The following is a 26,998-nucleotide window of genomic DNA, read 5'->3' on the forward strand; positions in this document are numbered from 1 at the left end:
TGGTGGAACATTACAGCTGCTAGGGATAGGACGCAATTACCCTATGATTTAGTCGGTGTGGATCTTACCGGCCGCCTGAGGCGCAGTCGCACCGACAGGGATGGTCCATGCACGCACTTCTTTTACGCCAGCAGTGAAGTAGATTTGCAGATTCAGCAGCTCATAGCCCGCGCGGATCACGCGGTTCAGGCCCGGCTCTTCCAGACCCGGCTCGGCCATTAAATCTTCACGATCGGTGTCGTTCATTTCAGCGATATCGGATTCAACCGCGGCGCAAACCGCCACCACTACAGAATCTTCACCGCTCGAAGATTTTGCTGAGAAGATCCCGCACAACCGCCTGTCGCAGCTGAACGGCATTCGCTGGCGTTATGACATCCATGGCCGCACCGTGGAGAAGGATAACGGCCAGACCCGCTGGCACTACCGCTACGACGGCGAGCACCGCCTGACGGAGGTCATCAGCCAGCCGCGGGACCGCAACAGACCGCCTGACGGAGGTCAGCTTCCGCTACGATCCGCTCGGGCGACGCATCAGCAAAACGCGCCGCCAGATGCTGGGCGGCCAGCCAACCGGCAAGCCGGTCACCACCCGGTTTGTCTGGGAAGAGTTCCGGCTGTTGCAGGAAGTGCACGGGGATGTGCCGCTGACCTACGTCTACAGCGATCAGGACAGCTACGATCCGCTGGCGCGTATTGACGGCGTTGATGCCCCGGAAATCTTCTGGTTCCACTGTCAGCCCAACGGCACGCCGGAGCGGATGACGGATAGCGAAGGGCAGGTGCGCTGGGAAGGGGTGAACAGCGCCTGGGGCAAACTGCTGCGGGAAAGCGAGACGCAGGTATCAGGATATTCCCAGAACCTGCGTATGCAGGGGCAATACCTGGATCGCGAGACAGGGCTGCACTACAATCTGTTCCGGTATTACGACCCGGACTGCGGACGGTTTACGCAGCAGGACCCGATAGGGCTGGCGGGAGGGATAAATCTTTACCAGTATGCGCCAAATGCGCTGGTATGGGTGGATCCGTGGGGGTTGAGTAGGTGTTCTGGAGGTACCCGCTTAACTGTTAATAAACCGAAGATTTTAAGCAGCACAAAGCTGTCATCAACTGAGAGAAAATTCCTCGAAAGACAGTTTATGAAAAAAATGAATGCCTTAAACCGAGCGGCTCAAAGAGGAGAGTTAGTTTGGTCTCCTGGCACCCATGAGGTTAGGATTTCATCTTTGCAAAGTTCTTACAGGCAGGCTGTTTCTGCACGCTTTGAAAAAATGTTTGGTTCAGCACCTGATCTAAGTAAATTAAACGCTGATCATACTGTTGATTTAATTGTTGGAGGTTCGCCTACACAAAGATTACAAATGCTGAATGAAACTATTAATAAAAGTGTCGGTAGTTCTTTGAAAAATGCAGGCAGAAAGGCGGGGCTTCAGCCCGGAGATGCCATCAGTGAAATAATATTTCAATAGGGGGTAAAATGAATAAATCTATTAATATACAGACGGATACTGCCACATTAGTAATTTATGATTTGATGTCATTGAAGCATAGGATTAATGATGATGCAGATTGGTGGAGTCTTCCAGAAGATGAAGTTGAAGAAATAAATAAAGGGAATGTATTATTTCTCAATCTTGGAGATGATGGTAACTATAAAGTTGATATTAAAAGTGACATTGGTGAATATGCCGGATCGTTATTTTTAAACGTACCTACTGGAAAGGTTTTCATAGGGGCGGGAGAGGATGTCACTGGCGGAGATCTGGAGCCAGATGATTCAGATGCTATTTCAGGTGAGTTTATTACTTTAGAACCAGGTAGTTACGAGGTTAAATATAAAAAGCATGGTTCAGATGTGCTAATTTCCTTTACAAAAGCAACGTTTACTGAAAACTCATTAGAAGAGGGTGTTTATCTCTGAATAAAAATCCACGCCCTGGCGTGGATTTTTTCATCCAAAAAAATGTTAAAATGAAGAACCATAGATCAGAGACAAAAAGGCACTTCTAGTTATACTTGTGACTTTTTACATAAAATCAGTAAGGTAATCAAAATGTATTTTTTAGAAAGAAAAGATGCAGAAAAAATGCTCTTTGAATTTTTAAAGAGAACTTTAATAAAAGAATCTGATATTGAAGAGTTAATGAGCATGGCAACTAAACATGATTCAGGCCCTCCGATGAAAGGTATAATGTATAAGTATGACAAAATGGAGAGAAATGAACTCACCGCACAAGATTTAGATGATCTTAGTACATTGATGCATTTTTATGGCCCGTGATTAAGCATATCAATTCTTTTCTTTTAAAATATTATAATTCCAGAGCCTGGAAAGCTATCAACAACCAAATAGATAATATTTTTATTATTTCTCAGAAAAGATATTCAAATCAAAACTAAATTTAAGGTTGTTATTCTTAATGATAAAAACCTGAAGCCTCATTGGAATCTTGAGGCCGTTCTAAAGAGTAAAGTCAGCATCAATATCAAAAACTTTCAACATCGTCCATGTATAAAAATAATTTTTTATTAAGAGAGAATATGAACGCTGACTTCAAGTTTATCTGAGAAAACAACGTGCTAGAATGGATTTTCTGTTCAAAAATTATTAGACTAAACATACCTCGCTTAGATGCCGCAAAGGTCGATCCTGTACGCCAATTAGTCTTTGCGATAAGCGAACCAGAACCATTACCAACCGTTTTGAAAATCTTCAATTTTTATACCTATGATATGAAGCTTAACACGCTGTCTCGGTCAGGCCCTGCGTGTTGAGATCGAAAGCGCCCCAAAATATTAACTATAACTAGTGGCAAAAGAGGGTTGCATAAGCAGTTCTAACAAGTGGCTGATAAACTGTGCTGAGAAGCAAAGGATGAGCACTGTTTACTTTGTCATATTTACCTATATAAAACCAGTCAAAGAGATTGACGCAGCGATACCTGCTCATGTGGAATGGCTAGAAAAGGGGAATTCAGAGCGGATCTTTCAGGCGTCCGGCATACTGATACTGTGAATCGGAGGTGTCAGTCTCGCTAAGTGCTAGTGTCAGGCCTTACTTGGAGAGCATCTACGCGAGAAGTCTTTACAGACTTTAAGTTTGAGACTCTGAAATCATTACTTTTGTACCCAGCTTGAAGACAGTTCTCTTAGACAATAACTTTTACCCTGCAATAAAAAATCCACCCCTAAGCGTGGATTATTCCCGTTCATAAAAATTAAACGTAAACAAGAAGTTCATCACATCGCCATCTTCAACAATGTAATCTTTTCCTTATGCACGCATCTTGCCTCCTTCTTTCGCGTCTGGCCCTTCCTGACCCAGCTCGGCCATAAACTCTTCACGGTCGGCATCGTCCAGTTCAGCATTATCGGATTAAACCGTGGCGTAAACTACTACCACTAACGAACCTTCACCGCTTGAAGGTTCTGCTGAGAAGCTCACGCAAAACCGTCTGACGCAGCTCAACGGCATTCGGTGGCGCTATGACATCCACGGACGCACCGTATAGAAAGATAACGGTCAGACCATCTGGCACTACCGTTACGACGGCGAGCATCGTATGACGAGGGTCATCAGCCGGCCGAGGGACCGCAACAGGGCGCAGACGCAGGTCAGCTTCCGCTACGATCCACTGGACCGCCGCATCAGCAATACGCACCGCCAGATGCCTGACGGCCTGCCAACCGGTAAGCTGGTCGCCACGCGGTTTGTCCGGGAACGGTTACGGCTGTTACAGGAAATGTGCGGGGATGTGCTGCTGACCTACGTCTACAGCGATCAGGACAGCTACGACCCGCTGGCTCGTATTGACGGCGTTGATGCCCCGGAAATCTTCTGGTTCCACTGTCAGCCCAACGGCACGCCGGAGCGGATGACGGATAGCGAAGGGCAGGTGCGCTGGGAAGGGGTGAACAGCGCCTGGGGCAAACTGCTGCGGGAAAGCGAGACGCAGGTATCTGGGTATTCCCAGAATCTGCGGATGCAGGGGCAATACCTGAACCGTGAGACAGGGCTGCACTACAATCTGTTCCGGTATTACGACCCGGATTGCAGAAGGTTTACGCAGCAGGACCCGATAGGGCTGGCGGGGGGGATAAACCTTTACCAGTATGCGCCGAATGCGCTGGGGTGGGTGGATCCTTGGGGGTTGAGTAGATGTTCATCCTCAGGTAAATATAAGCTTGGAACAATTCTGGGACGTACAGTTTATAAAAATACTGTTGATATACATCCTGGGGTTCCTAAGTCAGTTCATACGTCAGTTCATCCTTCAATCAAAGCGAAAGTTAAGGATGGTTGGACAAACGTTGATTTGATGAAAAATGGCTATGCTCCGATTGGCACAGATGGAAAACAAGTCAATCTTCATCACGTTCTTGGACAAGAACCTGTACCAATGGTGGAAATTCTTTCATCTACTCATAAGTTGTATCATAAGCAATTGCATGGATTAATCGAGAACGGTGGTAGTTTTAGAAATACTCCTGAACTTGATAGACAGTACATTAGATTCAGAAGGGCGTATTGGATGTTGAGAGCATTAGAATTTTAATAGGGTGTAAAAATGATGACTATCAAAGCTGCAATTGAATATTTGAACAATAATGCGACAGACGAAGTTTTTTGGTTAGGTCAAGTTGATATAGAACAGATTGATTCACTTGCAGATAACCTAGGCATTATACTCCCTCATGATTTTCGAGAGTTTTTACTTTTGGTTGGTGGCGGAGGGGTGATTGGAGAGGAGATTTCAGGAATAGTGGATAATAATGCTCTTGAAGAGTCAGGAGGTGCTGTTTTTTACGATACAATATATTGCCGTAAAGAATTTTCACTTCCTGAAAATTATGCTGTTATACATCTAAAAGATGATGAAGTTTGCTGGTGTATAGATTCAGGCAGTGAGGGTTTTGGAAGGGTTGTTAATTATGACCTATTTTCCAAGAATACGACAAACATCATAAGCCCTTCGTTTTCTGTATTTTTTGATAATTATGTTAAGTTGCGGGCGTGATTAGTGGAATGAATGCCAATTGTATTCATGAGCATTTCCCAAGCTGATAAGGTCCAGGAGAATTTGGACCTTATTGTACGTATTCTATTGCTTCTAAATAGTGGTTGTTGATTATATGTTAAGTGATTAAATGTTGAAAATTAAGTATGAAATAATACATTTCCAAACAAATACAGCAACAATATCATTTATGATTTAGTTTCACTAAAACATAGAGTTAACGATGATGCAGATTGGTGGAGTCTTCCAGAAAATGAAGTTGAAGAAATAAATAAAGGAAATGTATTATTTCTCAATCTTGGAGATGATGGTGTCTATAAAGTCCTTATTAAACATGATGTTGATGAATTTACCGGGGCGCTATTTTTGAAAGTACCTTCTGGAAAGGTTTTTATTGGGGCGGGAGAGGATATCACGGACGGCGATCTTGAACCTGATGATTCAGATGTTATATCTTGTGAGCTTATTATTTTAGAGCCGGGTAGTTACGAAGTTAAATATAAAAAGCAAAGTTCAGAAGTTCTAATTTCCTTTACAAAAGCAACATTTGCTGAAAGCTCTTTAGAAGAGGGAGTTTATCTCAGAAATGAATCCACGCCTTGGTGTGGATTTTTCATTTAAAAAACAAATGTTAAACAATCAATTCATCACGTAGCCATTTGTAACAATATTCTTCCTTCTGCGCATCTCTTGCTTATTTTTTTTCGCGCCTTATTTACCCTTGCCCTTAATTAACTGTCAATATACTCGCAACGAATAACACCACCCTGAGAATAGCCCCCTGTGGCTGCTGACCACCCGCAGCGAATACGACCAACTTGGCCGACTGCATCGCCGGGACGTCTTTACCGGCAATGCCCAGCGCCCGTCGCCGCGCTGCTGGTCCCGCCGCTCGGATTACGGCTACCGCAATAACTTGGTGCGGGAAAAGCGGGACGATAACCTTTTCAACTAGGACAATAGCGCCAGCGACTACTCGTTCAGGACAGCACGCTGAGGGACAGGAGCAGTGGTGTTGGGATGCTGCCGGGAATTCGAACGGAGGATCCCCTGAGAAGATAATCCATAACCGTCTGCTGAAGGAAGTGCATAGGGATGCTCTGCTTACCTATTTTCTACAACGATCAAGACAGCTACGATTCGCTGGTGAGTATCGATGCCCCGTAGATTTTCTGGTTCCAATGCCAACTCGACTGCACCGATGACGGATATCGAAGGGCATAACTGTGGTACAGGTTCAAGTATTGGTAAACTTTTATCAGAACTTCCAGTTTGAACGATAATAAAAGTCGAGGTAATGTAATGAATGATAAAAAAATACAAATAGTTGATCTGCTGATTTCGCATAGTCAAATATTGTTACGCTCCAGAGACTATGATGAGAAACTGAGTCAGTGGGGGAGAGGAAATGTTTTGCAAAGTGCTGTACTTCACAAGGATTATGTTATATTCGATCCATTGCCAGAGGACGCGTTTGGAGCAAACGTCAATATCAAAATAGAGAATGATTTCAAATTAGATGAACATGCTCAGCGCTGTATTGTTGTACCATTTTTTATTACGGATAAACATAAGCTGAAAATCGCATCTGCAACTGAGAAATTCGATTTATATATTGATGTGAACGATAAAGTTTATTCACTCTTTTATGAGGTTTGTGAAGGGGAAGAGATTTACTATAATTTCACTCTTGTACCGGCAAAAGAAGCTATTGATGCTAAGTTTTTGCTAGATGACCCTTGGGGAGGAATAAAAGACCATCCTCTCAAAGAAGGTATTTTTTAAATTTAATACTGATCGGGGAATTAATCTCGGAATAAAAAAATCCACGCCAAGGCGTGGATTTTTTCACTCAAAACTAATCAGACGTTAAACAGGAAGTTCATCACATCGCCATCTTTAACGATGTAGTCTTTCCCTTCAGCACGCATCTTGCCAGCTTCTTTCGCGCCTTGCTCACCCTTGTAGGTGATAAAGTCTTCAAACGCGATGGTCTGCGCACGAATAAAGCCTTTCTCGAAGTCGGTGTGAATTTTACCAGCCGCCTGAGGCGCAGTTGCACCCACAGGGATGGTCCACGCACGCACTTCTTTTACGCCAGCAGTGAAGTAGGTTTGCAGGTTCAGCAGCTCATAGCCCGCGCGGATCACGCGGTTCAGGCCCGGCTCTTCCAGACCCAGTTCGGCCATGAACTCTTCACGGTCGGCATCGTCCAGCTCGGCGATATCAGATTCAACGGCCGCGCACACGGCAACAACCACAGAACCTTCAGCAGCGGCAATTTCACGCACTTTGTCGAGGTACGGGTTGTTCTCGAAACCGTCTTCGTTAACGTTGGCGATGTACATGGTTGGCTTCAGGGTCAGGAAGCTCAGGTATTTGATCGCCGCTTTGTCTTCTTCAGTCAGGTTTTTCAGCGCGCGCAGCATGCCCGCGTTTTCCAGCTGTGGCAGACATTTTTCCAGGGCAGCCAGTTCCGCTTTCGCGTCTTTGTCGCCGCCTTTGGCTTTCTTCTGCACGCGGTGAATGGCGCGCTCGCAGGTGTCGAGGTCAGAAAGGGCCAGCTCGGTGTTGATGACGTCGATGTCGTCAGCCGGATCCACTTTGTTGTTAACGTGGATAATGTTGTCGTTCTCGAAGCAGCGCACAACGTGGCCGATCGCTTCGGTTTCACGGATGTTGGTCAGGAACTGGTTGCCCAGGCCTTCACCTTTGGATGCGCCTTTTACCAGGCCCGCGATGTCCACGAACTCCATGGTGGTCGGCAGAATGCGCTGCGGCTTCACGATTTCCGCGAGCTGGTCCAGACGCGGATCGGGCATAGGAACAACACCGGTGTTCGGCTCGATGGTACAGAACGGGAAGTTCGCCGCTTCAATACCTGCCTTGGTGAGCGCGTTGAACAGGGTGGATTTGCCCACGTTTGGCAGACCGACGATACCGCATTTGAATCCCATTTCTAAATCACCTTAATATCTTGATAATCAATCCGTTAACGATAACCGATTGAAGAAAAGTAAATAACTACGCCTATTATACACGTAACCCGCGCGACGCGCGGTAAAAAAGCCCCATGGCGCCGATTATTGCGCTTTGAAAGCGTGCAGTCGATTGGTGGCTTTCGTCAGGCCGTCCTGAAGCCAAATCTCGGTGCAGCGGGCCGCTTCGTCCACCGCTTCGTCAATCAACTTCTGCTCAGAAACCGGTGGTTTACCCAGTACGAAACCAACAACTTTGTTTTTATCGCCCGGATGGCCGATTCCCACGCGCAAACGGTGGAAATTAGGGTTATTACCCAGTTTGCTGATGATGTCTTTAAGGCCGTTGTGGCCGCCATGACCGCCGCCCAGCTTGAACTTCGCCACGCCTGGCGGCAGATCCAGTTCGTCGTGGGCCACCAGGATCTCATCCGGATTGATGCGATAGAACGTTGCCATGGCCGACACGGCTTTGCCGCTCAGGTTCATAAAGGTGGTTGGCACCAGCAACCGCACGTCGGCACCCGCAAGATTGATGCGTGAGGTATACCCGTAAAACTTGGGTTCTTCACGCAGGGGCGCGCGCAGACGTTCCGCCAGCAGATCAACATACCAGGCGCCGGCGTTATGGCGGGTAGCGGCATACTCTGCGCCCGGATTGGCGAGGCCGACAATCAGTTTAATCGTCACGATTTACTTCCTAATGGGTTCCAGATCTGGCGCGTAGTTTACTGTCTGGCGCGCCGCTTGACAAAGTTCTGCCTGCTGTACACCGAAATGCGAATAATTTCTTCTTTGAACAATTAGAATTTCAAGCTGTTCAATGTCTTATTTGTAAATTTTTGTCCGGGAGTTATCTGTAAATGTGATCATTCACGCAACTCATATAAGTGGCGTTGTCTATACTTTACACACAAGGAGAAGGGGTTTTTCCCCTGACAACCCAAAGTTCCGGAGGTGACATATGAAACGCAAAAACGCTTCAATGCTCGGTAACGTGCTAATGGGGTTGGGACTGTTCGTGATGGTCGCCGGTGTCGGTTATTCAATTTTAAACCAATTACCGCAGCTTGACCTCCCACAATACTTTGCGCATGGCGCGGTGCTGAGTATCTTCCTCGGTGCGGTATTGTGGCTCGCCGGGGCGCGCGTGAGCGGACATGAGGAAGTCTGCGATAAATACTGGTGGGTGCGCCATTACGATAAACGATGCCGCCGCGACCAGCATAAGCACGGCTAGTGCCCCATAAAGAACACCGAAACGACTTCATCTGAAGTCGTTTTTTTTTGCATGACGCATTGACCCTCACGTAACGTAAGGCTTCAGAGTAGCAACACTGGCAGAACAAAAGGAGCCGTTATGTTGATTCAGGTGGGTGAACTGGCGAAACGTGCTGGGATCACCGTGCGGACTTTGCATCACTACGAGCAAACAGGGCTGTTGTTACCTTCTGCCAGAAGCGCGGCAGGCTACCGGCTTTATAACCTGGCGGATGTGCAGCGTCTGCATATGATCCAGACGCTGGCAAAAGCCGGGCTGGAGCTTGCCGAAATCAGGGATTTTCTGGAACAGCGTTCGCTGTCATTAGCGGAATTACTCGACGGGCAAATCACTTTGCTGGACAAGCAACTGCGTAGCATCCATACGCTGCGCAACCGGCTGGTGGAATTGCGTACCGGGCTGACCGACGATGCGACGCCGGATCTGGAATCCTGGCTACAGACTCTGGAGTTAATGAATATGTACGATCGCTGGTTTAGCAAAGAAGAGTTGCAGCAACTGCCGTTTGCGGTAGAGAAAGAGGCGCTGGCGGATATCTGGTCGGGTCTGGTGACGGAGGTTAAACATTTACTGGAACAGAACGTCAGCGTCACGGACGCGCGGGCGACCGATTTGGCTTCACGGTGGATGGAACGCCTGGAACAGGATACCGCAGGCAAACCGGAATTTTTGACCCGTCTGAACGAAATGCACAGCGTGGAGCCGCAGATGCAGGAGCAAACCGGCATTACACCGGAGATTACGGATTACATCACGCGGGCGTTTGCCGAATCAAAGCTCAGCATCTGGGAGAAATATCTCACTGCCGAAGAGATGGCCTTTACCCGGGCGCACTACTTTGACCGGATGATGGAGTGGCCGCCGCTGGTGGCAAAGCTACATCAGGCGCAGCGGGATAATCTCAGTCCCGCTTCTGACGATGCGCAAAAGCTGGCAGAAAAGTGGCTGGTTTTATTCCAGTCCTATGCGGGAACAAACCCGCAGACCCAGCAAAAATTTCGTCTCGCCATGCAGCAGGAGCCGCATCTGATGAAAGGCACGTGGATGACGCCTGCCGTGCTTGAATGGCTCCAGCAGGCGATCGGGGTGATGATGCAAAGACGTATCTCTGCATCAGATGACTCACAGATCCGCTAATGCAGCTTCACGGTTAGGGTAGAAGGACAATCGGCCAGGGATCGGCTGTACGCCCGCGCGCGCCATGGTGCGCAGGGGCTGGAATTCGAGGTTACTGATCCGCAGCTCGCAGCCTTCCGGCAGGCGGGCAACAAAGCGCTGGAAGGCATCCAGACCGCCGGCATCCAGCACCGGGACGGCATCCCACTTCAGCACCACAATCCGTTTGCCCGCGATGCGGGACGCCAGATCGCTGAACAAACCTTCCGCCGCGGCGAAGAACAGCGGGCCAATCACGCGCAGCACCAGCACATCGTCAGGTACCTCAACGTTAACCGGGGAGAGACGCGTCATCTGCGCGATGCGGCGCATAAACAGCAGCGAGGCCAGCACTATGCCGACGCTGATAGCGATAACCATATCAAACAGCACGGTCAGCGACATGCAGATCAGCATCACGATGATGTCGTCTTTCGGCGCACGGCGCAGCAGATTCACCACCTTATGCGCCTCACTCATATTCCAGGCCACCATCAACAGCAGCGCAGCCATGGCCGAGAGTGGAAGCCATGAAAGCAGCGGGGCAAGGATCAGCAGCGCCATGATCACCAGCAGGGAGTGAATGACCGCTGAAACCGGTGATGTCGCGCCCGCACGTACGTTCGCGGCGGAACGGGCAATCGCAGCCGTAGCCGTAATACCGCCGAAGAACGGTGCAACGATGTTCCCTAAGCCCTGACCGACCAGTTCGCTGTTGGCTTTGTGCTTAGTGCCGGTCATGCCGTCGAGCACGACGGCGCAGAGCAGGGATTCAATCGCGCCCAGCATTGCCATGGAGAACGCGGCAGGCAGCAGAGCGCGAAGGGAATCCCAGCTCAGGGTGAAGCTGGAGCCCGGCATGTCCCACGGCAGAACCAGCTGCGGCAGCAGCTGCGGAATACCGTTACCCTGTGAGCCATCCGCCAGAACATAGTGGAACTGGGAGCCAATGGTGGCGACCTGTCCACCGAGCAGGTTGACGACGCCCATCACCGCGCAGCCCAGCAGCAGAGCGGGGAGATGCCCCGGGAGACGAATGCCTAAGCGAGGCCAGACGATGAGTGTGCCGAGGGTAACGATGCCAATGGCTGCATCGCCCAGGTTGGCCGTCGGCAACGCCATAAACAGCGCGCCCACTTTCTGTAAGTAGTGCTCCGGAACATGGGCCATTTGCAGGCCGAGGAAATCCTTAATCTGCATGGTCCCGATGGTAATCCCAATCCCCGAGGTGAACCCCAGCGTCACGGAAAGGGGAATATATTCAATCAGGCGACCAAAGCGGGCCAGACCGAACAGAATTAAAAAGATGCCAGACATCAGGGTGGCAACCAGCAGGCCTGCCAGACCAAACTGTTGGGAAACCGGGTAGAGGATCACCACAAAGGCAGCAGTTGGGCCGGAGACGCTGAAGCGGGACCCGCCCGTCAGCGCAATCACAATTCCCGCAACGGCCGAGGTGTACAGCCCGTACTGCGGCGCGACGCCGCTACCAATCGCCAGTGCCATCGCCAGCGGGATGGCAATAATCCCGACGGTGATCCCGGCTATCAGGTCACGAACGAAGCGTGACGACGTGTATTTCTCTTTCCAGCAGGCGTCGATGAGGGCGCGAAAGGGCAGAACATGTGAGGAGGTTACGTTTTTCACAATTATCTATCATCCGTGTGCGCATCATCTGTCATATGAATGGCAGGTGAAGGAGGCATAAGTCATACAAATAAGTACTATAAACAAAAAAACCCGCCGTAGCGGGTTTTTTAGCCGTGTTCGATCAGTGTTCGAACATTGCAGAGATGGATTCTTCGTTGCTGATACGACGAATCGCTTCGGCCAGCATCCCGGACAGGGTCAACGTACGCACGTTTGGCAGCGCTTTGATCTCGTCGCTCAGTGGAATAGTATCGCAGACCACAACTTCGTCAATGACGGAGTTACGGAGGTTGTTTACCGCATTGCCGGAGAAGATCGGGTGAGTGGCGTAAGCGAATACGCGTTTCGCACCACGCTCTTTCAGCGCTTCAGCGGCTTTACACAGCGTACCGCCGGTATCGATCATGTCGTCCACCAACACGCAGTCGCGGCCAGCCACGTCACCGATGATGTGCATCACCTGAGAAACGTTAGCACGCGGACGGCGTTTGTCGATGATCGCCATGTCGGTATCGTTCAGGAGCTTCGCGATAGCACGAGCACGTACCACGCCGCCGATGTCTGGAGAAACCACAATCGGGTTGTCCAGATTCAGTTGCAGCATGTCTTCCAGCAGGATTGGGCTGCCGAAAACGTTATCAACCGGCACGTCGAAGAAGCCCTGGATCTGCTCTGCGTGCAGGTCGACCGTCAGTACGCGGTCAACGCCGACGCTGGAGAGGAAGTCTGCGACAACTTTAGCGGTGATTGGCACACGCGCGGAACGGACGCGACGGTCCTGACGTGCATAGCCAAAGTAAGGAATAACAGCAGTGATACGGCCAGCAGAAGCGCGACGCAGCGCGTCGACCATAACAACCAATTCCATCAGGTTGTCGTTCGTTGGAGCACAGGTGGACTGGATGATGAAAATATCACCACCGCGTACATTTTCGTTAATTTGTACGCTGACTTCGCCGTCGCTAAAGCGACCTACAGCGGCGTCGCCGAGGGAAGTGTACAGGCGGTTGGCAATACGTTGTGCTAGTTCCGGGGTGGCGTTACCAGCAAAAAGCTTCATATCAGGCACGAGAAGAACCTCAGGCATGCGTCCAGTGGTGGATAGCGTTCGCCGCAAACTGCGGGGCCTAAGCAAACGCTATCCAGGCGGTGTATTAAAGAGCGCGATGCAACGTCTGGAACAGGGTGACGTTGTCACCGAAACTCAGTCTGCGCCAGAATGGCCTGCTGTAGGGGGGAGGTGTTCATCCCGCGTGCTACAAAACCATGCAGCCAATCCGGCGCTTGCTCAAGCACCTGACGGGCGGCGGATTCGGTGTCAAATTCAGCAAAGACACAGGCCCCTGTACCGGTCAGGCGCGACGGCGCGTATTCTAACAGCCAGGAAAGCACCGCATCAACCTCGCGAAAACGTTTTCTTGCGATATCCTCGCAATCGTTGCTGAATTCACAATTTAATAACGTTTTTATTGACCGTACCGGGGTATTTCTTTTCAGGTCAGGATCTTTAAAGATGACCGGGGTAGGAATGCTCACGCCAGGGTGAACGATCAGATACCATTTTTCCGGCGGATCGACCGGCGTGAGGATTTCGCCCACCCCTTCAGCAAACGCCGCGTGGCCGCGCACAAACACTGGTACATCGGCGCCCAGCGTCAACCCTAACGCTGCCAGCTCGTCCGTTGTCAGACCGCAGCCCCACAGATGGTTAAGCGCCACCAAAACGGTTGCAGCATTTGACGAACCGCCGCCAAGACCGCCGCCCATCGGCAGGCGTTTGTCGATACGGATATCCGCACCGCTTCCCGCTGGCAGACGATCCGACGACGACGCCGTTTTCATCAGCAGGCGGGCAGCGCGCACGATCAGGTTATCGTCATGCGCCACGCCGTCGACTGGCGTCAGCAGGCAAATCTGCCCGTCCTGACGCGGTTCGATTGAGATCGTGTCGCCGTAGTCGACAAACTGAAACAGGGTTTGCAGGGTGTGATAGCCGTCAGCGCGCTGCCCGGTAATGTAGAGAAACAGGTTCAGTTTTGCGGGAGAGGGCCAGTGGGTCATCATTTAACGATCCAGTTATCCATTTTCAGCTTGATACGCTGGCTACCCTGCGTCAGCTCCATATTGGACGGCAGCGATGGTTGCGTCTTGCTGTCATACGCGCTGTACACCACTTTCCAGGTTTTACCGCCCTGGGTGTAGTTAACCTGGCTCAGACGGTATTGGTCATCAAGCGTATAGTCGGTGGCGTCACCCGGCAGGCCAAGGATCCACTGGCGCAGACTATTGAGCGGAATCGGCATCCCGGTCAGTTTGCCAATCATCTCTTCGGCGTCGGTCGCGGTGTAGTGCTGGCCTTTGTTATCGGTGATCTGCGCTTCGCCAGGCTTCGCGTTAAGCTCCAGCTCGGTGCTGCCCAGCGGGTTGAGCAGCAGCAGGCGATAGTTGTCCTGCCCCGTTTGCTGCCAGAAGAAGCGAGCATAAACTTTTTGTTCGTCAGAGAGATATGCAAATGCACCGCGGGTCTGGTACTGGCTTAATTTCAGCACATCCTGCTGGTGCTGACGCCACTGCGGTGAGTCGGGGCTTTTGCCCGGGCCTTTCGGCTGATGAACGGAACAAGCGGTCAGAACCAGGGCCGCCAGAGGCAGCAGGCGAATCATTCGGGTCATAATGATGACAAATCCTTGAGATACGTTGCAGTTATAACTGTTAATGCTAGCGTTGAAGGGTGCCACCGTCTACGTTCAAATTATCTCAAAGCGCGGCGTAAGCTATTACTCCGAAAGGGGGCAGTCTCTTTTATTGATCTCGCGCATCCTGTATGATGCGTCCTGCTAACCTTATTAACGCTGGTACTACTCCCGCTCAACATGACCCTATTAGCACTCGGTATTAACCACAAAACGGCCCCGGTTTCACTGCGAGAACGCGTTACGTTTTCGCCGGATACGCTCGACCTGGCGCTGGATAGCCTGCTTGCACAGCCGATGGTGCAGGGTGGCGTGGTGCTGTCGACGTGCAACCGTACCGAGCTCTATTTAAGCGTGGAAGAGCAGGACAACCTGCACGAGGCGCTGATCCGCTGGCTATGTGACTATCACAACCTCAACGAAGAAGAGCTGCGCAACAGCCTGTACTGGCATCAGGATAACGATGCGGTCAGCCATCTGATGCGTGTGGCCAGCGGTCTGGATTCGCTGGTGCTGGGCGAGCCGCAGATCCTCGGCCAGGTGAAAAAAGCCTTCGCGGATTCCCAGAAAGGGCATCTGAAAGCCAGCGAACTGGAGCGAATGTTCCAGAAGTCATTCTCCGTGGCGAAGCGTGTGCGAACCGAAACCGACATTGGCGCCAGTGCGGTTTCGGTTGCTTTCGCGGCCTGTACTCTTGCCCGTCAAATCTTTGAATCGCTGTCGACCGTCACCGTACTGCTGGTGGGGGCGGGCGAAACCATCGAGCTGGTGGCGCGCCATCTTCGCGAACACAAGGTGAAGAAGATGATCATCGCTAACCGCACCCGCGAACGTGCGCAGGTGCTGGCAGATGAAGTGGGCGCTGAGGTGATTGCGCTGAGCGACATCGATGAACGTCTGAAAGAGGCGGACATTATTATCAGTTCTACCGCCAGCCCGCTGCCGATTATCGGGAAAGGGATGGTCGAGCGTGCGCTGAAATCACGCCGCAATCAGCCGATGCTGCTGGTGGATATCGCCGTTCCGCGTGATGTCGAACCGGAAGTGGGCAAACTGGCGAACGCCTACCTGTACAGCGTGGATGACCTGCAAAGCATCATTTCGCACAACCTTGCCCAGCGTAAGGCGGCGGCTGTGCAGGCGGAAACCATCGTTGAACAGGAAACCAGCGAATTTATGGCCTGGCTGCGCGCGCAAAGCGTCAGCGAGACCATCCGCGAATACCGCGGTCAGGCGGAGCAGGTGCGTGATGACCTGACGGCCAAAGCGTTAGCGGCCCTTGAACAGGGCGGCGACGCGCAGGCGATTATGCAGGATTTAGCCTGGAAACTGACCAACCGCCTGATCCATGCCCCAACCAAATCTCTTCAGCAGGCTGCCCGTGACGGGGACGATGAACGCCTGACTATTCTGCGCAACAGCCTCGGGCTGGAATAGCGCCCTATACCCATTTTCTAAGACAAGGTGCATTTACGCCTATGAAGCCTTCTATCGTCGCTAAACTGGAAGCTCTGCACGAGCGCCATGAAGAAGTCCAGGCGCTGCTCGGCGATGCCGGGACCATTGCCGACCAGGAACGTTTTCGCGCGCTGTCGCGTGAATACGCGCAGCTAAGTGATGTTTCAAAATGCTTTACCGACTGGCGACAGGTCCAGGAAGATATCGAAACCGCGCAGATGATGCTCGACGATCCTGAAATGCGCGAGATGGCCCAGGAAGAGTTGCAGGACGCTAAAGCACGGTCAGAAGAGATGGAGCAGCAGCTTCAGGTCCTTCTGCTGCCAAAAGATCCGGACGATGAGCGTAACGCTTTTGTGGAAGTCCGCGCCGGTACCGGCGGCGACGAAGCGGCGCTGTTCGCCGGAGATCTGTTCCGTATGTACAGCCGTTATGCGGAATCACGCCGCTGGCGCGTAGAGATCATGAGCGCCAACGAAGGCGAGCATGGCGGTTACAAAGAGGTTATCGCCAAAATCAGCGGCGACGGCGTTTATGGTCGGCTGAAGTTTGAATCCGGCGGTCACCGCGTGCAGCGCGTGCCTGCGACAGAATCTCAGGGACGCATTCACACCTCGGCCTGTACGGTGGCGGTCATGCCCGAGCTGCCGGAAGCGGAACTGCCGGATATCAACCCGGCGGATCTGCGCATCGACACCTTCCGCTCTTCAGGGGCGGGTGGTCAGCACGTTAACACCACCGACTCCGCTATCCGTATTACTCACCTGCCCACCGGGATTGTGGTTGAGTGTCAGGACGAGCGATCCCAGCACAAGAACAAAGCTAAGGCGTTATCCGTGCTGGGTGCCCGTATCCACGCGGCGGAAATGGCGAAACGCCAGCAGGCGGAAGCCTCTACCCGCCGTAACCTGCTGGGCAGCGGCGACCGTAGCGATCGTAACCGCACCTATAACTTCCCGCAGGGGCGCGTAACCGACCACCGCATCAACCTGACGCTCTACCGTCTGGATGAGGCAATGGAAGGCAAGCTCGATATGCTGATTGAGCCTATCGTGCAGGAATACCAGGCCGACCAGCTGGCGGCGCTGTCCGAGCAGGATTAATGGATTTTCAGCGCTGGTTACGTGAGGCGGCCCGTGAACTTTCAGAAAGTGAAAGCCCGAAGCGGGACGCCGAAATTCTGCTTGAGCATGTGACGGGTAAAGCCCGCACGTATCTGCTGGCTTTCGGCGAAACCGAACTGACAGCTGAACAGCTATCGCAGCTGGAGGCGCTGCTCGCCCGCCGTAAAACCGGCGAGCCGGTGGCGCATCTGGTTGGCGAGCGCGAGTTCTGGTCACTTCCGCTGTACGTCTCAGCGGCCACGCTGATCCCTCGCCCGGACACCGAGTGTCTGGTGGAGCAGGCGCTGGCGCGGTTACCGGCGCAGTCGTGTCAGATCCTCGATCTCGGTACCGGCACCGGCGCGATTGCGCTGGCGCTTGCCAGCGAGCGGCCGGACTGTATCGTGATGGCGGTAGACGTGATGCCTGATGCGGTCGCCCTCGCGCGGCGCAACGTTGAACGGCTGAGGCTGAACAATGTTTCCGTTCTGCAAAGCAGCTGGTTTGCCGCGCTTGAAAGCCGCATGTTCGAAATGATTGTCAGCAATCCGCCCTACATCGACGAAGACGATCCGCATCTCACGCAGGGCGACGTGCGTTTCGAACCGTTGACCGCGCTGGTCGCTGCGAATCAGGGACTTGCGGATCTCGATCACATTGTGACAACGTCACGGCAACATTTGCTTCCCGGTGGCTGGCTGCTGGTGGAACATGGGTGGACGCAGGGAGAGGCGGTGCGAGCGCTGTTTACGCGTGCCGGATACGCCGCCGTGGAAACCTGCCGGGATTACGGCGGCAATGAACGTCTGACGCTGGGGCAGTGGTCATGAGCCTGTTTACGCTGCTGATCTCCGTTCACCTGGTTTCCGTTGCCCTGACCATCGGCTTTTTCATTGTCCGCTACTGGTGGCGCTACAGCAATAATCCGCTGATTAACGCCCGCTGGGTACGTATCGCCCCACACGGTATCGACACAGTGCTGTTCCTTTCCGGAGCCGGGTTAATGTGGAAGACCGGCTATCTGCCATTTACTGATAAAGGCCTATGGCTGACTGAAAAGCTGTTTGGCGTTATCATCTACATCGTTTTGGGTTTTATCGCGCTTGGGCGTCATCGTCCGCGCAGCCAGCAGACAGGGTTTATCGCCTTTCTGCTGGGTCTGGTGGTGCTGTACATCATCATTAAACTCGCCACCACAAGAATACCGTTACTGGGGTAAGTCATGAGGTCCTTAGCCGATTTCGAATTTAACAAAGTGCCGCTATGCGATGGTATGATCCTGATTTCAGAGATGATCCGCGACGATTTCACATCACAGTACGTTTACGCTGAACTGGAAAATCTGGTCAGCCTGGCGCGCGAAGAGATCAATCAGGCACGTCCGCAAGACTGGCAATTAGAGAAGCTGATTGAGCTTTTCTACGGCGAATGGGGTTTCTGCGACACGCGAGGCGTGTATCGCCTGTCTGACGCACTGTGGCTGGACCAGGTGCTGAAAAATCGACAGGGTAGCGCCGTCGCGTTGGGCGCCATTTTACTGTGGGTTGCGCACCGACTGGATATTCCACTGGTGCCGGTCATTTTCCCCACGCAGATGATTTTGCGGGCGGAGTGGCTGGACGGTGAGATGTGGTTAATCAATCCGTTTAACGGCGACACGCTGGATGAGCATACGCTGGACGTCTGGCTGAAAGGCAACATCAGCCCGATAGCGGAGCTGTTCAATGAAGATCTCGATGAAGCCGATAACGCCGAAGTGATCCGCAAGCTGTTGGATACGCTGAAGTCTGCGCTGATGGAAGAGCGTCAGATGGAGCTGGCCCTGCGCGCAAGCGAAGTGCTGTTGCAGTTCAATCCGGAAGATCCGTACGAAATCCGCGACCGCGGCCTGATTTATGCGCAGCTCGACTGCGAACACGTGGCGCTGAATGATTTGAATTACTTCGTCGAGCAATGTCCGGAAGACCCGATCAGCGAAATGATTCGCGCGCAGATCAACGCGATCGCGCATAAACACATTACACTGCATTAATCTTAATTCCGATTCACACCTGAATAAGGCGATCCTATGAAACAAAAAGTGGTTAGCATTGGTGATATCAACGTGGCAAACGACCTGCCGTTCGTGCTGTTTGGCGGTATGAACGTTCTGGAATCCCGCGATCTCGCTATGCGCATCTGTGAACACTACGTGACCGTGACCCAGAAGCTGGGCATCCCGTACGTGTTTAAAGCCTCTTTTGACAAAGCCAACCGCTCCTCCATTCACTCCTACCGTGGCCCGGGCCTGGAAGAGGGGATGAAGATTTTCCAGGAGCTGAAACAGACGTTTGGCGTGAAAGTGATCACCGACGTGCACGAAGCGTCTCAGGCACAGCCCGTGGCTGATGTGGTAGACGTGATTCAGCTTCCGGCGTTCCTGGCGCGCCAGACTGACCTGGTAGAAGCGATGGCGAAAACCGGTGCCGTGATTAACGTGAAAAAACCGCAGTTCGTGAGCCCTGGCCAGATGGGTAACATCGTCGATAAGTTTATCGAAGGTGGTAACGACCAGGTGATCCTGTGCGACCGTGGTTCAAACTTCGGTTATGACAACCTGGTTGTGGATATGCTGGGCTTCAGCGTAATGAAGAACGTCTCTAACCAGTCTCCGGTGATTTTCGACGTGACCCACTCCCTGCAATGTCGCGACCCGTTTGGCGCCGCGTCTGGCGGGCGTCGTGCGCAGGTGACCGAACTGGCGCGCGCCGGTATGGCAACCGGCCTGGCGGGTCTGTTCATTGAAGCGCACCCGGATCCGGTTAACGCAAAATGCGACGGTCCATCTGCGCTGCCGCTGGATAAGCTGGAGCCATTCCTGAAACAGATTAAAGCGATTGACGATCTGGTGAAGAGCTTCGACGAGCTGGATACCAGCAACTAATAAAAAACCCGCTTCGGCGGGTTTTTCTTTGCCCGGCGGCGCTACGCTTGCGCGGGCCTACGGGTTTCATAGGCCGGGTAAGCGCAGCGCCACCCGGCAAAAAAATTACGCAAATATCGTCATCAGATACGCAATAAACAGCGCCATATGCGCCGCGCCGTTCAGCACATTGGTGCGGCCGGTTGAGAAGGAAATCTGGCACAGGAGTAGCGACGCTACCATCACAATCATCTCTGGTGCACCCAGCGCAAACTGCAATTCATTCCCCGTCATAAAGGCAATAAGCGTTACCACCGGAACGGTAAGGGAGATGGTCGCCAGAACGGAGCCAAAGAACAGATTCATCGCACGCTGCACCTGATTATTGAGCACCGCTTTCAGCGCTCCCAGGCCTTCTGGCGACAGGATCAACAGGGCTACCAGGAAACCGGTAAAGGCGACCGGCGCGTTCAGTTCAGTTAACAGCGCCTCCAGCGGGTTCGCATTCATCTTGGTGACCGCAATTACCGCAATCAGATGCACGATTAGCCAAACCGTGTGCCACGCGCTGCTGTGGGCCGACGGCTTACCGTGATGCGGGTCATCATCGTCGCCGTCGTCTTCATGCTCGTAAACAAACAGGCTCTGGTGCGTTTTGGTCTGGATCAGCAAAAACACGCCGTACATCGCCGCGGAAATCAGTGCCACCAGCAGCGCCTGGCCGGTGGTGAAGTTTGCGCCCGGCAATGCCATCGGGAATACCAGCACGATAATCGCCAGCGGGAACAGGGCGATCAGATACTGTTTAATGCCAAAAAGGTTCATGTACTGGGTGGCAAATTTGCGGCCACCTAATAAAAGCGAAAAACCGACCAGGCCGCCGGTAACAATCATAATGATGGAGTAGAGCGTATCGCGCATTAACGTTGGTGCGGCGTCGCCGGTGGCCATTAATGCGGAAATTAGACTGACCTCAAGAATCACAACCGAAAGGCTTAAAATTAATGACCCATACGGCTCTCCAAGACGGTGGGCTAAAACATCCGCATGGCGTACCACGCTAAATGCACTGGTTAAAATACCCACCAGAGCCAGAATATTGATCCCCACAACCACTGGCAATGACTGACTGCTTCCCCAGAAGAGCAGCACAGCCAGTGCCAGAACCGGGAAAATGAGAGAGGTCTCCTTGTGGCGGGTCTTTACCGCCTCGTGTGTTGCTGTCATGTGTTTCTCCAACAGTGCAGGTGCTTGTAATTATAGATAGATTTTGAGGGTGTTAAATTAACAGAAAACGGTTAAATACCCTGTATTTTTTACTTAATTTTACCCTTTAATGGGAATTTTCTTCCTGAAGCTTATAATACCTTATTTACACAAAATATTAATTTAATAACAACGTCTTGCGCTCTTAATTAGTTCATTTCTTGCTGTCGGCTGGCACCCTGGCGTATCGTCGTCCACACTTATCTTTTAGCCAAAAGAGAGGTTAACGATGCCATACAAATCGAAAAGCGAATTACCGGATAACGTGCAAAACGTACTGCCTGCCCACGCTCAGGATATCTACAAAGAAGCCTTTAACAGCGCCTGGGATCAGTACAAAGATAAAGAAGATCGCCGGGACGATGCCAGCCGTGAAGAGACGGCGCATAAAGTGGCCTGGGCCGCCGTAAAAAATGACTATGAGAAAGGGGATGATGACAAATGGCACAAAAAGAAATAGCTGCCGAATAATACGCTGCCTCCATTTTGACATTTCAGGCGGTTGAACTGCCGCTGTATTGCATCTGGCCCGCGAATTGCTTATCGTTGCTCAACTGCTGTTAAAATGAACAGCACAGAATGCCGGGAAGGCGCATTAAAGATGTCGCAAGGAAGCATGCAGTGGCGGAGGTGGAATGTGTTAACGCGTGATTTCTTGATGAAGGCAGATTGTAAGACGGCATTTGGTGCTATTGAGGAATCGCTTCTGTGGTCGGCTGAACAACGTGCGGCGTCGCTTGCGGCAACGCTGGCCTGCCGCCCGGATGATGGCCCGGTCTGGATTTTTGGTTACGGCTCTCTGATGTGGAACCCGGCGCTCGAGTTTGTTGAATCGGCAACCGGAACGCTGCCTGGCTGGCACCGCGCCTTCTGTTTGCGCCTGACCGCCGGACGCGGCAGCGCGTGTCAGCCTGGACGTATGCTTGCACTAAAAGAGGGCGGGCGCACCACGGGCGTGGCATACCGGCTGCCGGATACCACGCTGGAAGATGAGCTGACGCTGCTGTGGAAGCGCGAGATGATCACCGGCTGCTATATGCCCAGCTGGTGCAAGCTGGAACTGGACGACGGCCGCACCGTCAACGCGCTGGTGTTCATTATGGATCCGCGCCACCCGCTGTATGAAGCCGACACCCGAACCCAGGTGATTGCCCCGCTGATTGCCGCCGCCAGTGGACCGCTGGGCACTAACGCCCAGTACCTTTTCTCGCTCGATCAGGAGCTGACGCGTCTCGGTATGCAGGACGACTGTCTGAGTGAGCTGGTGGTGAAGGTTAAAGCGCTGCTGGAAGGGAACTCGCTCAGCAATACGCTCCGCCCGGGTTTTGCCTGATAATACGCCCGGCTGGCCGGGCGTTTATGGTTATGCTGCCACGTAACTTACGGAATGTTCGAGCGACTGGCTGTGGCTGTCGATCAGCACATCCCAGGTGCCGGTGTAAGGCACCGTCAGCCAGGCCTTATCATCCTGGACGGTAAGGATATCTGCCTGCGATTGCTTTTGCCCTTTTGTACTCATCAGATGGATGCGGCAACGTTCTGAGCAACGCACCACTACCGTATCCCCGCCAAACAGTTTCAGACTCGTTTTAACTCGTGCCATTTTATACCCCGTCGTTTTTGCCCATCCCGAGCGTGATGTTGTTCACAATTTACTCATTGCATAACACCAAAGGGGAAGGTAGGTGATGCTGATTTCGATCAAAAAATGGCGCAACGATTAAACAAAAATGACAAAATCCCTGAAACCTTTCAGCGGACGCGCGTTTTCCCTGCTTAACGCGCGTCCGGGAAAAATTATATGCGGAAATGGCCAGCGGTCTCAGCAAGGTCGCCCGCCTGGCTTTGCAGCGCGCTGGCCGCCGCAGCAGACTGTACAACGAGTTCAGCGTTCTGCTGCACCATGCGATCCAGGTGAGTCACCGCGTGGTTAATTTCATGGATCCCTTTCATCTGCTCGCGGGTGGCAATAGATATTTCACGCATAATGCCAGACACGCTCCCGACGCTGGCGCGGATCTCATCCATGCTGTCGCCCGCAAGGTGCACAAACCGGGAGCCGGTTGCAACGCTTTCGGTAGTGGAGTCAATAAGGGATTTGATCTCTTTCGCCGCCTGAGCGCTGCGGCTGGCCAGATTACGCACTTCCCCCGCAACGACCGCGAACCCACGGCCCTGCTCACCGGCACGAGCCGCTTCGACGGAGGCGTTAAGCGCCAGAATGTTGGTCTGGAAGGCGATGCCGTCAATCACGCTGGTGATATCGCCAATCTTTGCAGAAGCCACTTCGATGGACTGCATGGTGCTGATTGCCTGCGAGACAACTTCGCCGCCGCGCGCTGCGGCCGCAGAGGCCTTACTGGCCTGGTCGTTGGCCTCTTTGGCCGATTCATTCGACTGGGTAACGGAGGCGGTTATCTCTTCCACGGCGCTGGCGGTCTCACGCAGGCTGGACGCGGCCTGCTCGGTTCGTCCGGAGAGATCTTGGTTGCCTGCCGCAATCTCCTGCGCGGCGTTTTTCACTGAGGCGCTGGCGTCGCGAAGCTGGACCATCACCACCGAGAGCTTATTGCTGAAGGCGTTAAACGCCTGCGCAATTTGCGCCACTTCGTCATCACCGCTATCCGGCAGACGCTGGGACAGATCGTTGGTGCCGTTGGCAATGCTGTGCATCGCGTCGCGAATGTCGGACAGGCGCTTAAGCAGGCGGGCTATCAAGAGGTGGACAATGGCGCCGCTAAGAAGCGCCAGAATCACCAGCGAGATTGCCGACGCTTTCAGCAAGGAACGCATGCCGGAGGTAGCGTCGCTGCTGTCGAGGGCGACGACCAGCAGCCAGTTCGTGCCCGGCACGGCTGAGGCTATAAAGGTTTTTTCCTCATCATTCAGCGTCCCGTCGACCGGATTACCGCTCTTCAGCGCCGCAAGGTCGATGCCTTTGATCGTCCCGGTAAACGGCTTCAGCGTCAGGGTCGGCTCGTTGGCGGCAATAACCGTGCCGTCGCTGTTCAGGAGCAACCCGCTGCTGGCAGGCGTTGGGTGGATCCCGCGCACGTTCGCCACCACGCTATCCATGGCGACATCGCCCGCTACCACTGCTTTCAGAGTACCATTCTCCTTCACCGGTACGGCAAACGTCACCACCAGCTTCCCGGTCCCGGCATCAACGTAGGGCGCCGTCACAACCGGGCCGTCCGTGCTCACCACCTGCTGATACCAGGGACGAATGGTTGGGTCATAATCCGCCGGGACCCCCGCAGGATCGGAGAATTTCGCCGTCTTGCTGGCGTAGCCTGCGTAGACGTTGGTGAAGCCGCCCGCCTGGGCTAATTGCTTAAACACCGGAACCGGATCGTCAGCCAGCGCGATACTCTGCGCGGAGGCAATCACCGTCATTTTGCTTTTGACCCAGTCGGCAATCGCCATATTGTGGCTGGCGCTGGTGCTGGTCAGTATATCGCGCTGCGACTGCTGATTATCCTGGCGCGTGACCTGAAAGTTGATAATGGTATTAAGAAGAAGGGCGACGACCATACAGCCTGTCGTCGCCGCAATGATGCGGGCGCGAATGGATCTGAACATAAGTGTAATACCTGCTGTGTTGTTTCCATGCCTATCGGCAATGGCGCAGGTAAACTTGATGTTGAAACCGCGTCCATAAGAAAATAATATTTTTAGCGATTTATTATTAAAAAGTTAATACTTTATCAGCGGTAAGAGTCCATTCAGCCAGTTCAACCAGCGTGCCAATTTCCACGCCATCAATCAGGGGCAGCCCGGTAATGCCGCGACCGTCGGTACAGGTTTTGCACAGCTTGACCGGAACGTTTTGCGCGGTCAGGATCTCCAGCATGTGTTGTATGTTGTAGCCCTCAGCGGGGTTCTGCCCCTTGAGCGCGGCCGTGACGGCATCGGACATCAAAAAGAGGCGCAGCTCCAGCTCACTCTCCTTATCGCGCAGCGCGATTGCCAGGCGCAGACTGTTAAAAAGGGATTCACTGCCGTAGGCCGCACCGTTGGCGACGATCACAATCTTCTGCATGTTGACTCCTGTTCTTTGAAAAGGCACGAATATTGCTTCTCATACCGAAGAATATGTATCGGAGAGAGAAACGATGACGATAGTGGCTGGCAGTTCGCCTGGCGCGACCGAATGGTTCCAGCGTGCAAGAATGCTGCGGGAGGAACAGCTCGGCAGATTAGCGCAGCTGGGCGCACTGGTGAACGGCATCAGTCGACTGGTGCATATGCTACAGTGCGAACGCGGTGCGTCAAATGTCTGGCTCTGCTCGCAGGGTAAATTGTACGGGCCTGAATGCAAGGCCAGCAGGGCTTTGGTGGATGAAAACCTTGCGGCATTGCACCTCCTGTTTAGCGAACCGCTGCCGGGCAGCGCCCTCTGCGAACGTATCGCCAGTGCACTGCACGGCCTTGAAACGCTGACGGTGCTGCGTGATGGCGTTACAGGTCAACGCGTCACCGCGCCGCAGGCGATGGAACACTACAGCCGCATACTGCGTCATCTGCTCAATATCGTACCTCAACTCAGCGACAGCATTGACGATCCGCACATCGCGGGCCGATTTGTGGCCCTTTACAGCCTGATGCAGGGCAAAGAACTTGTGGGACAAGAGCGGGCGTTAGGGGCTATTGGTTTCACCCAGGGATTCTTTGACGATGAAACTCGCCAGCGGCTGGTGGATCGCATTGATGGCCAGCAGGCCTGCTTTGAGGTTTTTATCTCCCATTGCACTCCAGACGTGCAGGAGACGTTTACCCTCAACTGTCAGCCGGGTCTGGAGACTGAAAAACTCAGGCGTGAAGCGTGCACCCGCCAGCCTCCGGCAGATAATGGCGATACCGCTCTCAAATGGTTTGCCCTGCAAACCGCGCGTCTTGAACATCTGCGCACGCTGGAGGAGGTGGCCATTGCCGATCTGATGACGGCAGTTGAGGAGCGTCGCTATAGCGAAAACCTGCACATAGACGATGAGTACGACGATATCCTGGCGCGATTTCCGGATAGACCACTGCTGCCGCTGGTGCGCCAGCAGGCGCGTGAAATTGAGCAACTCTCCCGTCAGCTTGCTTCCCTGCGCGACACGCTGGAGGAGCGCAAGACCATCGACAAGGCCAAAAGCGTGCTAATGACGCATCAGAACATGAGCGAGGAGCAGGCGTGGACAGCCCTGCGCAAAATGGCGATGGATAAAAACCAACGCATGGTGGATATCGCCCGTGCGCTCCTTACGGTGAAAAATCTGTGGAAGATACCCCCTGGGGAGTAGTTGCACAGTCAGTGGGCATTTAATGCCTGATTGAGGTGCGTAAAACAGCGCTCTCCTTGCAGAAACCCCGTAACGCCGGGGTTAAAAAGCTGGCATCACCTTTGCATTAACAGATTAACTATTTTTGACGATGCGCCAACGGCGGTGCATACGTCTTCGGGATAAAGGCGTCCAGCGGTGCTTCAGCACCGTCGGGCGCTTT

Annotated in this window: 26 protein-coding genes and 7 pseudogenes; 21 read left to right on the forward strand and 12 right to left on the reverse strand. The window is 52.8% G+C overall.

What is annotated here, in order from left to right:
- Positions 1–51: 51 nt before the first annotated feature.
- Positions 52–300: pseudogene (locus tag ACOT1A_RS01665) on the reverse strand (DUF933 domain-containing protein); the annotation flags it as partial.
- On the opposite strand from ACOT1A_RS01665, the pseudogene ACOT1A_RS01670 reads away from it, so the two are divergent.
- The 4 genes and pseudogenes from ACOT1A_RS01670 to ACOT1A_RS01685 all read left to right on the forward strand — a co-directional run.
- A pseudogene (locus ACOT1A_RS01670) lies at positions 299–1,472 on the forward strand (RHS repeat domain-containing protein); the annotation flags it as partial. The pseudogenes ACOT1A_RS01665 and ACOT1A_RS01670 overlap by 2 nt on opposite strands.
- Before the next feature lie 8 nt (positions 1,473–1,480).
- Positions 1,481–1,924: a DUF6386 family protein gene (locus ACOT1A_RS01675; protein WP_032676195.1), complete on the forward strand. Its 444-nt coding sequence runs from the start codon at positions 1,481–1,483 to the stop codon at positions 1,922–1,924.
- 132 nt (positions 1,925–2,056) lie between these two features.
- A complete protein-coding gene (locus tag ACOT1A_RS01680; RefSeq protein ID WP_023306442.1) occupies positions 2,057–2,284 on the forward strand; it encodes a hypothetical protein in 228 nt (75 codons plus the stop codon).
- Between the two features lie 594 nt (positions 2,285–2,878).
- Positions 2,879–3,218: pseudogene (locus tag ACOT1A_RS01685) on the forward strand (hypothetical protein).
- On the opposite strand, the pseudogene ACOT1A_RS01690 reads toward ACOT1A_RS01685, so the two are convergent.
- Positions 3,203–3,307: pseudogene (locus ACOT1A_RS01690) on the reverse strand (DUF933 domain-containing protein); the annotation flags it as partial. The pseudogenes ACOT1A_RS01685 and ACOT1A_RS01690 sit on opposite strands and share 16 nt — an antisense overlap.
- Positions 3,308–3,416: 109 nt before the next feature.
- Between ACOT1A_RS01690 and ACOT1A_RS01695 the strand changes: the two are divergent.
- The 6 genes and pseudogenes from ACOT1A_RS01695 to comJ form a co-directional block, all read left to right on the forward strand.
- Positions 3,417–4,163: pseudogene (locus ACOT1A_RS01695) on the forward strand (RHS repeat domain-containing protein); the annotation flags it as partial.
- Between the two features lie 156 nt (positions 4,164–4,319).
- Positions 4,320–4,559: pseudogene (locus ACOT1A_RS01700) on the forward strand (HNH/ENDO VII family nuclease); the annotation flags it as partial.
- 12 nt (positions 4,560–4,571) lie between these two features.
- Positions 4,572–5,021 carry an SMI1/KNR4 family protein gene (locus ACOT1A_RS01705; RefSeq protein WP_072202536.1) on the forward strand — a complete coding sequence of 150 codons (450 nt, stop codon included), beginning with the start codon at positions 4,572–4,574 and terminating at the stop codon, positions 5,019–5,021.
- 186 nt (positions 5,022–5,207) lie between these two features.
- The gene (locus ACOT1A_RS01710) at positions 5,208–5,642 is read left to right on the forward strand and encodes a DUF6386 family protein (protein ID WP_242607432.1); all 435 of its coding nucleotides are present in this window, start codon (positions 5,208–5,210) and stop codon (positions 5,640–5,642) included.
- Between the two features lie 163 nt (positions 5,643–5,805).
- Positions 5,806–6,097: pseudogene (locus tag ACOT1A_RS01715) on the forward strand (RHS repeat protein); the annotation flags it as partial.
- Positions 6,098–6,323: 226 nt separating this feature from the next.
- A complete protein-coding gene (gene comJ / locus ACOT1A_RS01720; protein WP_058646413.1) occupies positions 6,324–6,806 on the forward strand; it encodes a competence protein ComJ in 483 nt (160 codons plus the stop codon).
- A 77-nt stretch (positions 6,807–6,883) separates the two neighbouring features.
- Here the strand turns inward: comJ and ychF are convergent, their stop codons facing one another.
- Together ychF and pth are read right to left on the reverse strand one after the other, a co-directional pair.
- Positions 6,884–7,978 carry a redox-regulated ATPase YchF gene (gene ychF, locus ACOT1A_RS01725; protein ID WP_010432886.1) on the reverse strand — a complete coding sequence of 365 codons (1,095 nt, stop codon included), beginning with the start codon at positions 7,976–7,978 and terminating at the stop codon, positions 6,884–6,886.
- A 126-nt stretch (positions 7,979–8,104) separates the two neighbouring features.
- Positions 8,105–8,689 (reverse strand): aminoacyl-tRNA hydrolase, encoded by a 585-nt coding sequence (gene pth, locus ACOT1A_RS01730; RefSeq protein ID WP_032624091.1) that lies wholly within the window; start codon positions 8,687–8,689, stop codon positions 8,105–8,107.
- A 274-nt stretch (positions 8,690–8,963) separates the two neighbouring features.
- Here pth and ychH point away from each other — a divergent pair, with 274 nt between their 5' ends.
- Positions 8,964–9,239, forward strand: coding sequence for a stress-induced protein YchH (ychH, locus tag ACOT1A_RS01735; RefSeq protein WP_022648382.1), 276 nt, complete (start codon positions 8,964–8,966; stop codon positions 9,237–9,239).
- A gap of 120 nt (positions 9,240–9,359) precedes the next feature.
- Complete coding sequence (locus tag ACOT1A_RS01740; RefSeq protein WP_063152557.1) at positions 9,360–10,418, forward strand: MerR family transcriptional regulator; 1,059 nt, start codon at positions 9,360–9,362, stop codon at positions 10,416–10,418.
- Here the strand turns inward: ACOT1A_RS01740 and dauA are convergent.
- From dauA to lolB, 4 genes are all read right to left on the reverse strand, one after another.
- Positions 10,404–12,083 carry a C4-dicarboxylic acid transporter DauA gene (gene dauA, locus ACOT1A_RS01745; protein ID WP_045308283.1) on the reverse strand — a complete coding sequence of 560 codons (1,680 nt, stop codon included), beginning with the start codon at positions 12,081–12,083 and terminating at the stop codon, positions 10,404–10,406. The genes ACOT1A_RS01740 and dauA overlap by 15 nt on opposite strands.
- Positions 12,084–12,207: 124 nt before the next feature.
- On the reverse strand, positions 12,208–13,155 hold the full coding sequence (gene prs / locus ACOT1A_RS01750) for a ribose-phosphate diphosphokinase (protein ID WP_003856663.1): 948 nt from the start codon (positions 13,153–13,155) through the stop codon (positions 12,208–12,210).
- Between the two features lie 125 nt (positions 13,156–13,280).
- Entirely contained in the window at positions 13,281–14,150 is an 870-nt protein-coding gene (gene ispE, locus ACOT1A_RS01755; RefSeq protein WP_023300294.1) for a 4-(cytidine 5'-diphospho)-2-C-methyl-D-erythritol kinase, read from the reverse strand.
- The gene (gene lolB, locus ACOT1A_RS01760) at positions 14,147–14,758 is read right to left on the reverse strand and encodes a lipoprotein insertase outer membrane protein LolB (RefSeq protein WP_003856665.1); all 612 of its coding nucleotides are present in this window, start codon (positions 14,756–14,758) and stop codon (positions 14,147–14,149) included. Before lolB ends, ispE begins: the two co-directional genes overlap by 4 nt.
- Positions 14,759–14,959: 201 nt before the next feature.
- On the opposite strand from lolB, the gene hemA reads away from it, so the two are divergent.
- From hemA to kdsA, 6 genes are read left to right on the forward strand one after another with little or no spacing between them, the layout of a single operon-like run.
- Positions 14,960–16,216, forward strand: a complete 1,257-nt coding sequence (hemA, locus tag ACOT1A_RS01765) for a glutamyl-tRNA reductase (protein WP_003856666.1) — start codon at positions 14,960–14,962, stop codon at positions 16,214–16,216.
- A 41-nt stretch (positions 16,217–16,257) separates the two neighbouring features.
- Positions 16,258–17,340 carry a peptide chain release factor 1 gene (prfA, locus tag ACOT1A_RS01770; protein ID WP_003856667.1) on the forward strand — a complete coding sequence of 361 codons (1,083 nt, stop codon included), beginning with the start codon at positions 16,258–16,260 and terminating at the stop codon, positions 17,338–17,340.
- The gene (gene prmC, locus ACOT1A_RS01775) at positions 17,340–18,170 is read left to right on the forward strand and encodes a peptide chain release factor N(5)-glutamine methyltransferase (RefSeq protein WP_058646417.1); all 831 of its coding nucleotides are present in this window, start codon (positions 17,340–17,342) and stop codon (positions 18,168–18,170) included. Before prfA ends, prmC begins: the two co-directional genes overlap by 1 nt.
- Positions 18,167–18,559, forward strand: a complete 393-nt coding sequence (gene sirB2, locus ACOT1A_RS01780; protein ID WP_022648377.1) for an invasion regulator SirB2 — start codon at positions 18,167–18,169, stop codon at positions 18,557–18,559. The genes prmC and sirB2 overlap by 4 nt, the downstream gene beginning before the upstream one ends.
- Positions 18,560–18,562: 3 nt before the next feature.
- On the forward strand, positions 18,563–19,372 hold the full coding sequence (sirB1, locus tag ACOT1A_RS01785) for an invasion regulator SirB1 (RefSeq protein WP_022648376.1): 810 nt from the start codon (positions 18,563–18,565) through the stop codon (positions 19,370–19,372).
- A 36-nt stretch (positions 19,373–19,408) separates the two neighbouring features.
- Complete coding sequence (gene kdsA, locus ACOT1A_RS01790; protein ID WP_022648375.1) at positions 19,409–20,263, forward strand: 3-deoxy-8-phosphooctulonate synthase; 855 nt, start codon at positions 19,409–19,411, stop codon at positions 20,261–20,263.
- Between the two features lie 105 nt (positions 20,264–20,368).
- Here the strand turns inward: kdsA and chaA are convergent, their stop codons facing one another.
- Positions 20,369–21,469, reverse strand: a complete 1,101-nt coding sequence (chaA, locus tag ACOT1A_RS01795; protein ID WP_003856672.1) for a sodium-potassium/proton antiporter ChaA — start codon at positions 21,467–21,469, stop codon at positions 20,369–20,371.
- 268 nt (positions 21,470–21,737) lie between these two features.
- On the opposite strand from chaA, the gene chaB reads away from it, so the two are divergent.
- Together chaB and ACOT1A_RS01805 are read left to right on the forward strand one after the other, a co-directional pair.
- A complete protein-coding gene (chaB, locus tag ACOT1A_RS01800) occupies positions 21,738–21,968 on the forward strand; it encodes a putative cation transport regulator ChaB (protein WP_003856674.1) in 231 nt (76 codons plus the stop codon).
- A 177-nt stretch (positions 21,969–22,145) separates the two neighbouring features.
- Entirely contained in the window at positions 22,146–22,841 is a 696-nt protein-coding gene (locus tag ACOT1A_RS01805; protein ID WP_058646419.1) for a gamma-glutamylcyclotransferase, read from the forward strand.
- 30 nt (positions 22,842–22,871) lie between these two features.
- Here ACOT1A_RS01805 and ACOT1A_RS01810 read toward each other — a convergent pair whose 3' ends face one another.
- The 3 genes from ACOT1A_RS01810 to ACOT1A_RS01820 form a co-directional block, all read right to left on the reverse strand.
- Positions 22,872–23,111 (reverse strand): hypothetical protein, encoded by a 240-nt coding sequence (locus ACOT1A_RS01810; RefSeq protein ID WP_015570352.1) that lies wholly within the window; start codon positions 23,109–23,111, stop codon positions 22,872–22,874.
- A 194-nt stretch (positions 23,112–23,305) separates the two neighbouring features.
- Positions 23,306–25,090, reverse strand: coding sequence for a methyl-accepting chemotaxis protein (locus ACOT1A_RS01815; RefSeq protein WP_276169796.1), 1,785 nt, complete (start codon positions 25,088–25,090; stop codon positions 23,306–23,308).
- 106 nt (positions 25,091–25,196) lie between these two features.
- On the reverse strand, positions 25,197–25,550 hold the full coding sequence (locus ACOT1A_RS01820) for a DsrE/DsrF/TusD sulfur relay family protein (RefSeq protein WP_022648372.1): 354 nt from the start codon (positions 25,548–25,550) through the stop codon (positions 25,197–25,199).
- Between the two features lie 73 nt (positions 25,551–25,623).
- On the opposite strand from ACOT1A_RS01820, the gene nasR reads away from it, so the two are divergent.
- Positions 25,624–26,796 (forward strand): nitrate regulatory protein NasR, encoded by a 1,173-nt coding sequence (nasR, locus tag ACOT1A_RS01825; protein WP_276169795.1) that lies wholly within the window; start codon positions 25,624–25,626, stop codon positions 26,794–26,796.
- Positions 26,797–26,998 lie beyond the last annotated feature (202 nt).

The organism is Enterobacter cloacae complex sp. SYL003 (genome assembly GCF_049236925.1).
Classification (GTDB): Bacteria; Pseudomonadota; Gammaproteobacteria; order Enterobacterales; family Enterobacteriaceae; genus Enterobacter; species Enterobacter intestinihominis.

Coding starts and splice junctions, on each gene's coding strand:
- ACOT1A_RS01705 (WP_072202536.1), top strand. CDS start 4,572: ATGATGACTATCAAAGCTGCAATTGAATATTTGAACAATAATGCGACA.
- prfA (WP_003856667.1), top strand. CDS start 16,258: ATGAAGCCTTCTATCGTCGCTAAACTGGAAGCTCTGCACGAGCGCCAT.
- kdsA (WP_022648375.1), top strand. CDS start 19,409: ATGAAACAAAAAGTGGTTAGCATTGGTGATATCAACGTGGCAAACGAC.
- ACOT1A_RS01815 (WP_276169796.1), bottom strand. CDS start 25,090: ATGTTCAGATCCATTCGCGCCCGCATCATTGCGGCGACGACAGGCTGT.
- lolB (WP_003856665.1), bottom strand. CDS start 14,758: ATGACCCGAATGATTCGCCTGCTGCCTCTGGCGGCCCTGGTTCTGACC.
- hemA (WP_003856666.1), top strand. CDS start 14,960: ATGACCCTATTAGCACTCGGTATTAACCACAAAACGGCCCCGGTTTCA.
- comJ (WP_058646413.1), top strand. CDS start 6,324: ATGAATGATAAAAAAATACAAATAGTTGATCTGCTGATTTCGCATAGT.
- ACOT1A_RS01820 (WP_022648372.1), bottom strand. CDS start 25,550: ATGCAGAAGATTGTGATCGTCGCCAACGGTGCGGCCTACGGCAGTGAA.
- ACOT1A_RS01680 (WP_023306442.1), top strand. CDS start 2,057: ATGTATTTTTTAGAAAGAAAAGATGCAGAAAAAATGCTCTTTGAATTT.
- ACOT1A_RS01740 (WP_063152557.1), top strand. CDS start 9,360: ATGTTGATTCAGGTGGGTGAACTGGCGAAACGTGCTGGGATCACCGTG.
- chaA (WP_003856672.1), bottom strand. CDS start 21,469: ATGACAGCAACACACGAGGCGGTAAAGACCCGCCACAAGGAGACCTCT.
- sirB2 (WP_022648377.1), top strand. CDS start 18,167: ATGAGCCTGTTTACGCTGCTGATCTCCGTTCACCTGGTTTCCGTTGCC.
- ychF (WP_010432886.1), bottom strand. CDS start 7,978: ATGGGATTCAAATGCGGTATCGTCGGTCTGCCAAACGTGGGCAAATCC.
- ispE (WP_023300294.1), bottom strand. CDS start 14,150: ATGATGACCCACTGGCCCTCTCCCGCAAAACTGAACCTGTTTCTCTAC.
- sirB1 (WP_022648376.1), top strand. CDS start 18,563: ATGAGGTCCTTAGCCGATTTCGAATTTAACAAAGTGCCGCTATGCGAT.
- nasR (WP_276169795.1), top strand. CDS start 25,624: ATGACGATAGTGGCTGGCAGTTCGCCTGGCGCGACCGAATGGTTCCAG.
- ychH (WP_022648382.1), top strand. CDS start 8,964: ATGAAACGCAAAAACGCTTCAATGCTCGGTAACGTGCTAATGGGGTTG.
- ACOT1A_RS01675 (WP_032676195.1), top strand. CDS start 1,481: ATGAATAAATCTATTAATATACAGACGGATACTGCCACATTAGTAATT.
- ACOT1A_RS01810 (WP_015570352.1), bottom strand. CDS start 23,111: ATGGCACGAGTTAAAACGAGTCTGAAACTGTTTGGCGGGGATACGGTA.
- prmC (WP_058646417.1), top strand. CDS start 17,340: ATGGATTTTCAGCGCTGGTTACGTGAGGCGGCCCGTGAACTTTCAGAA.
- chaB (WP_003856674.1), top strand. CDS start 21,738: ATGCCATACAAATCGAAAAGCGAATTACCGGATAACGTGCAAAACGTA.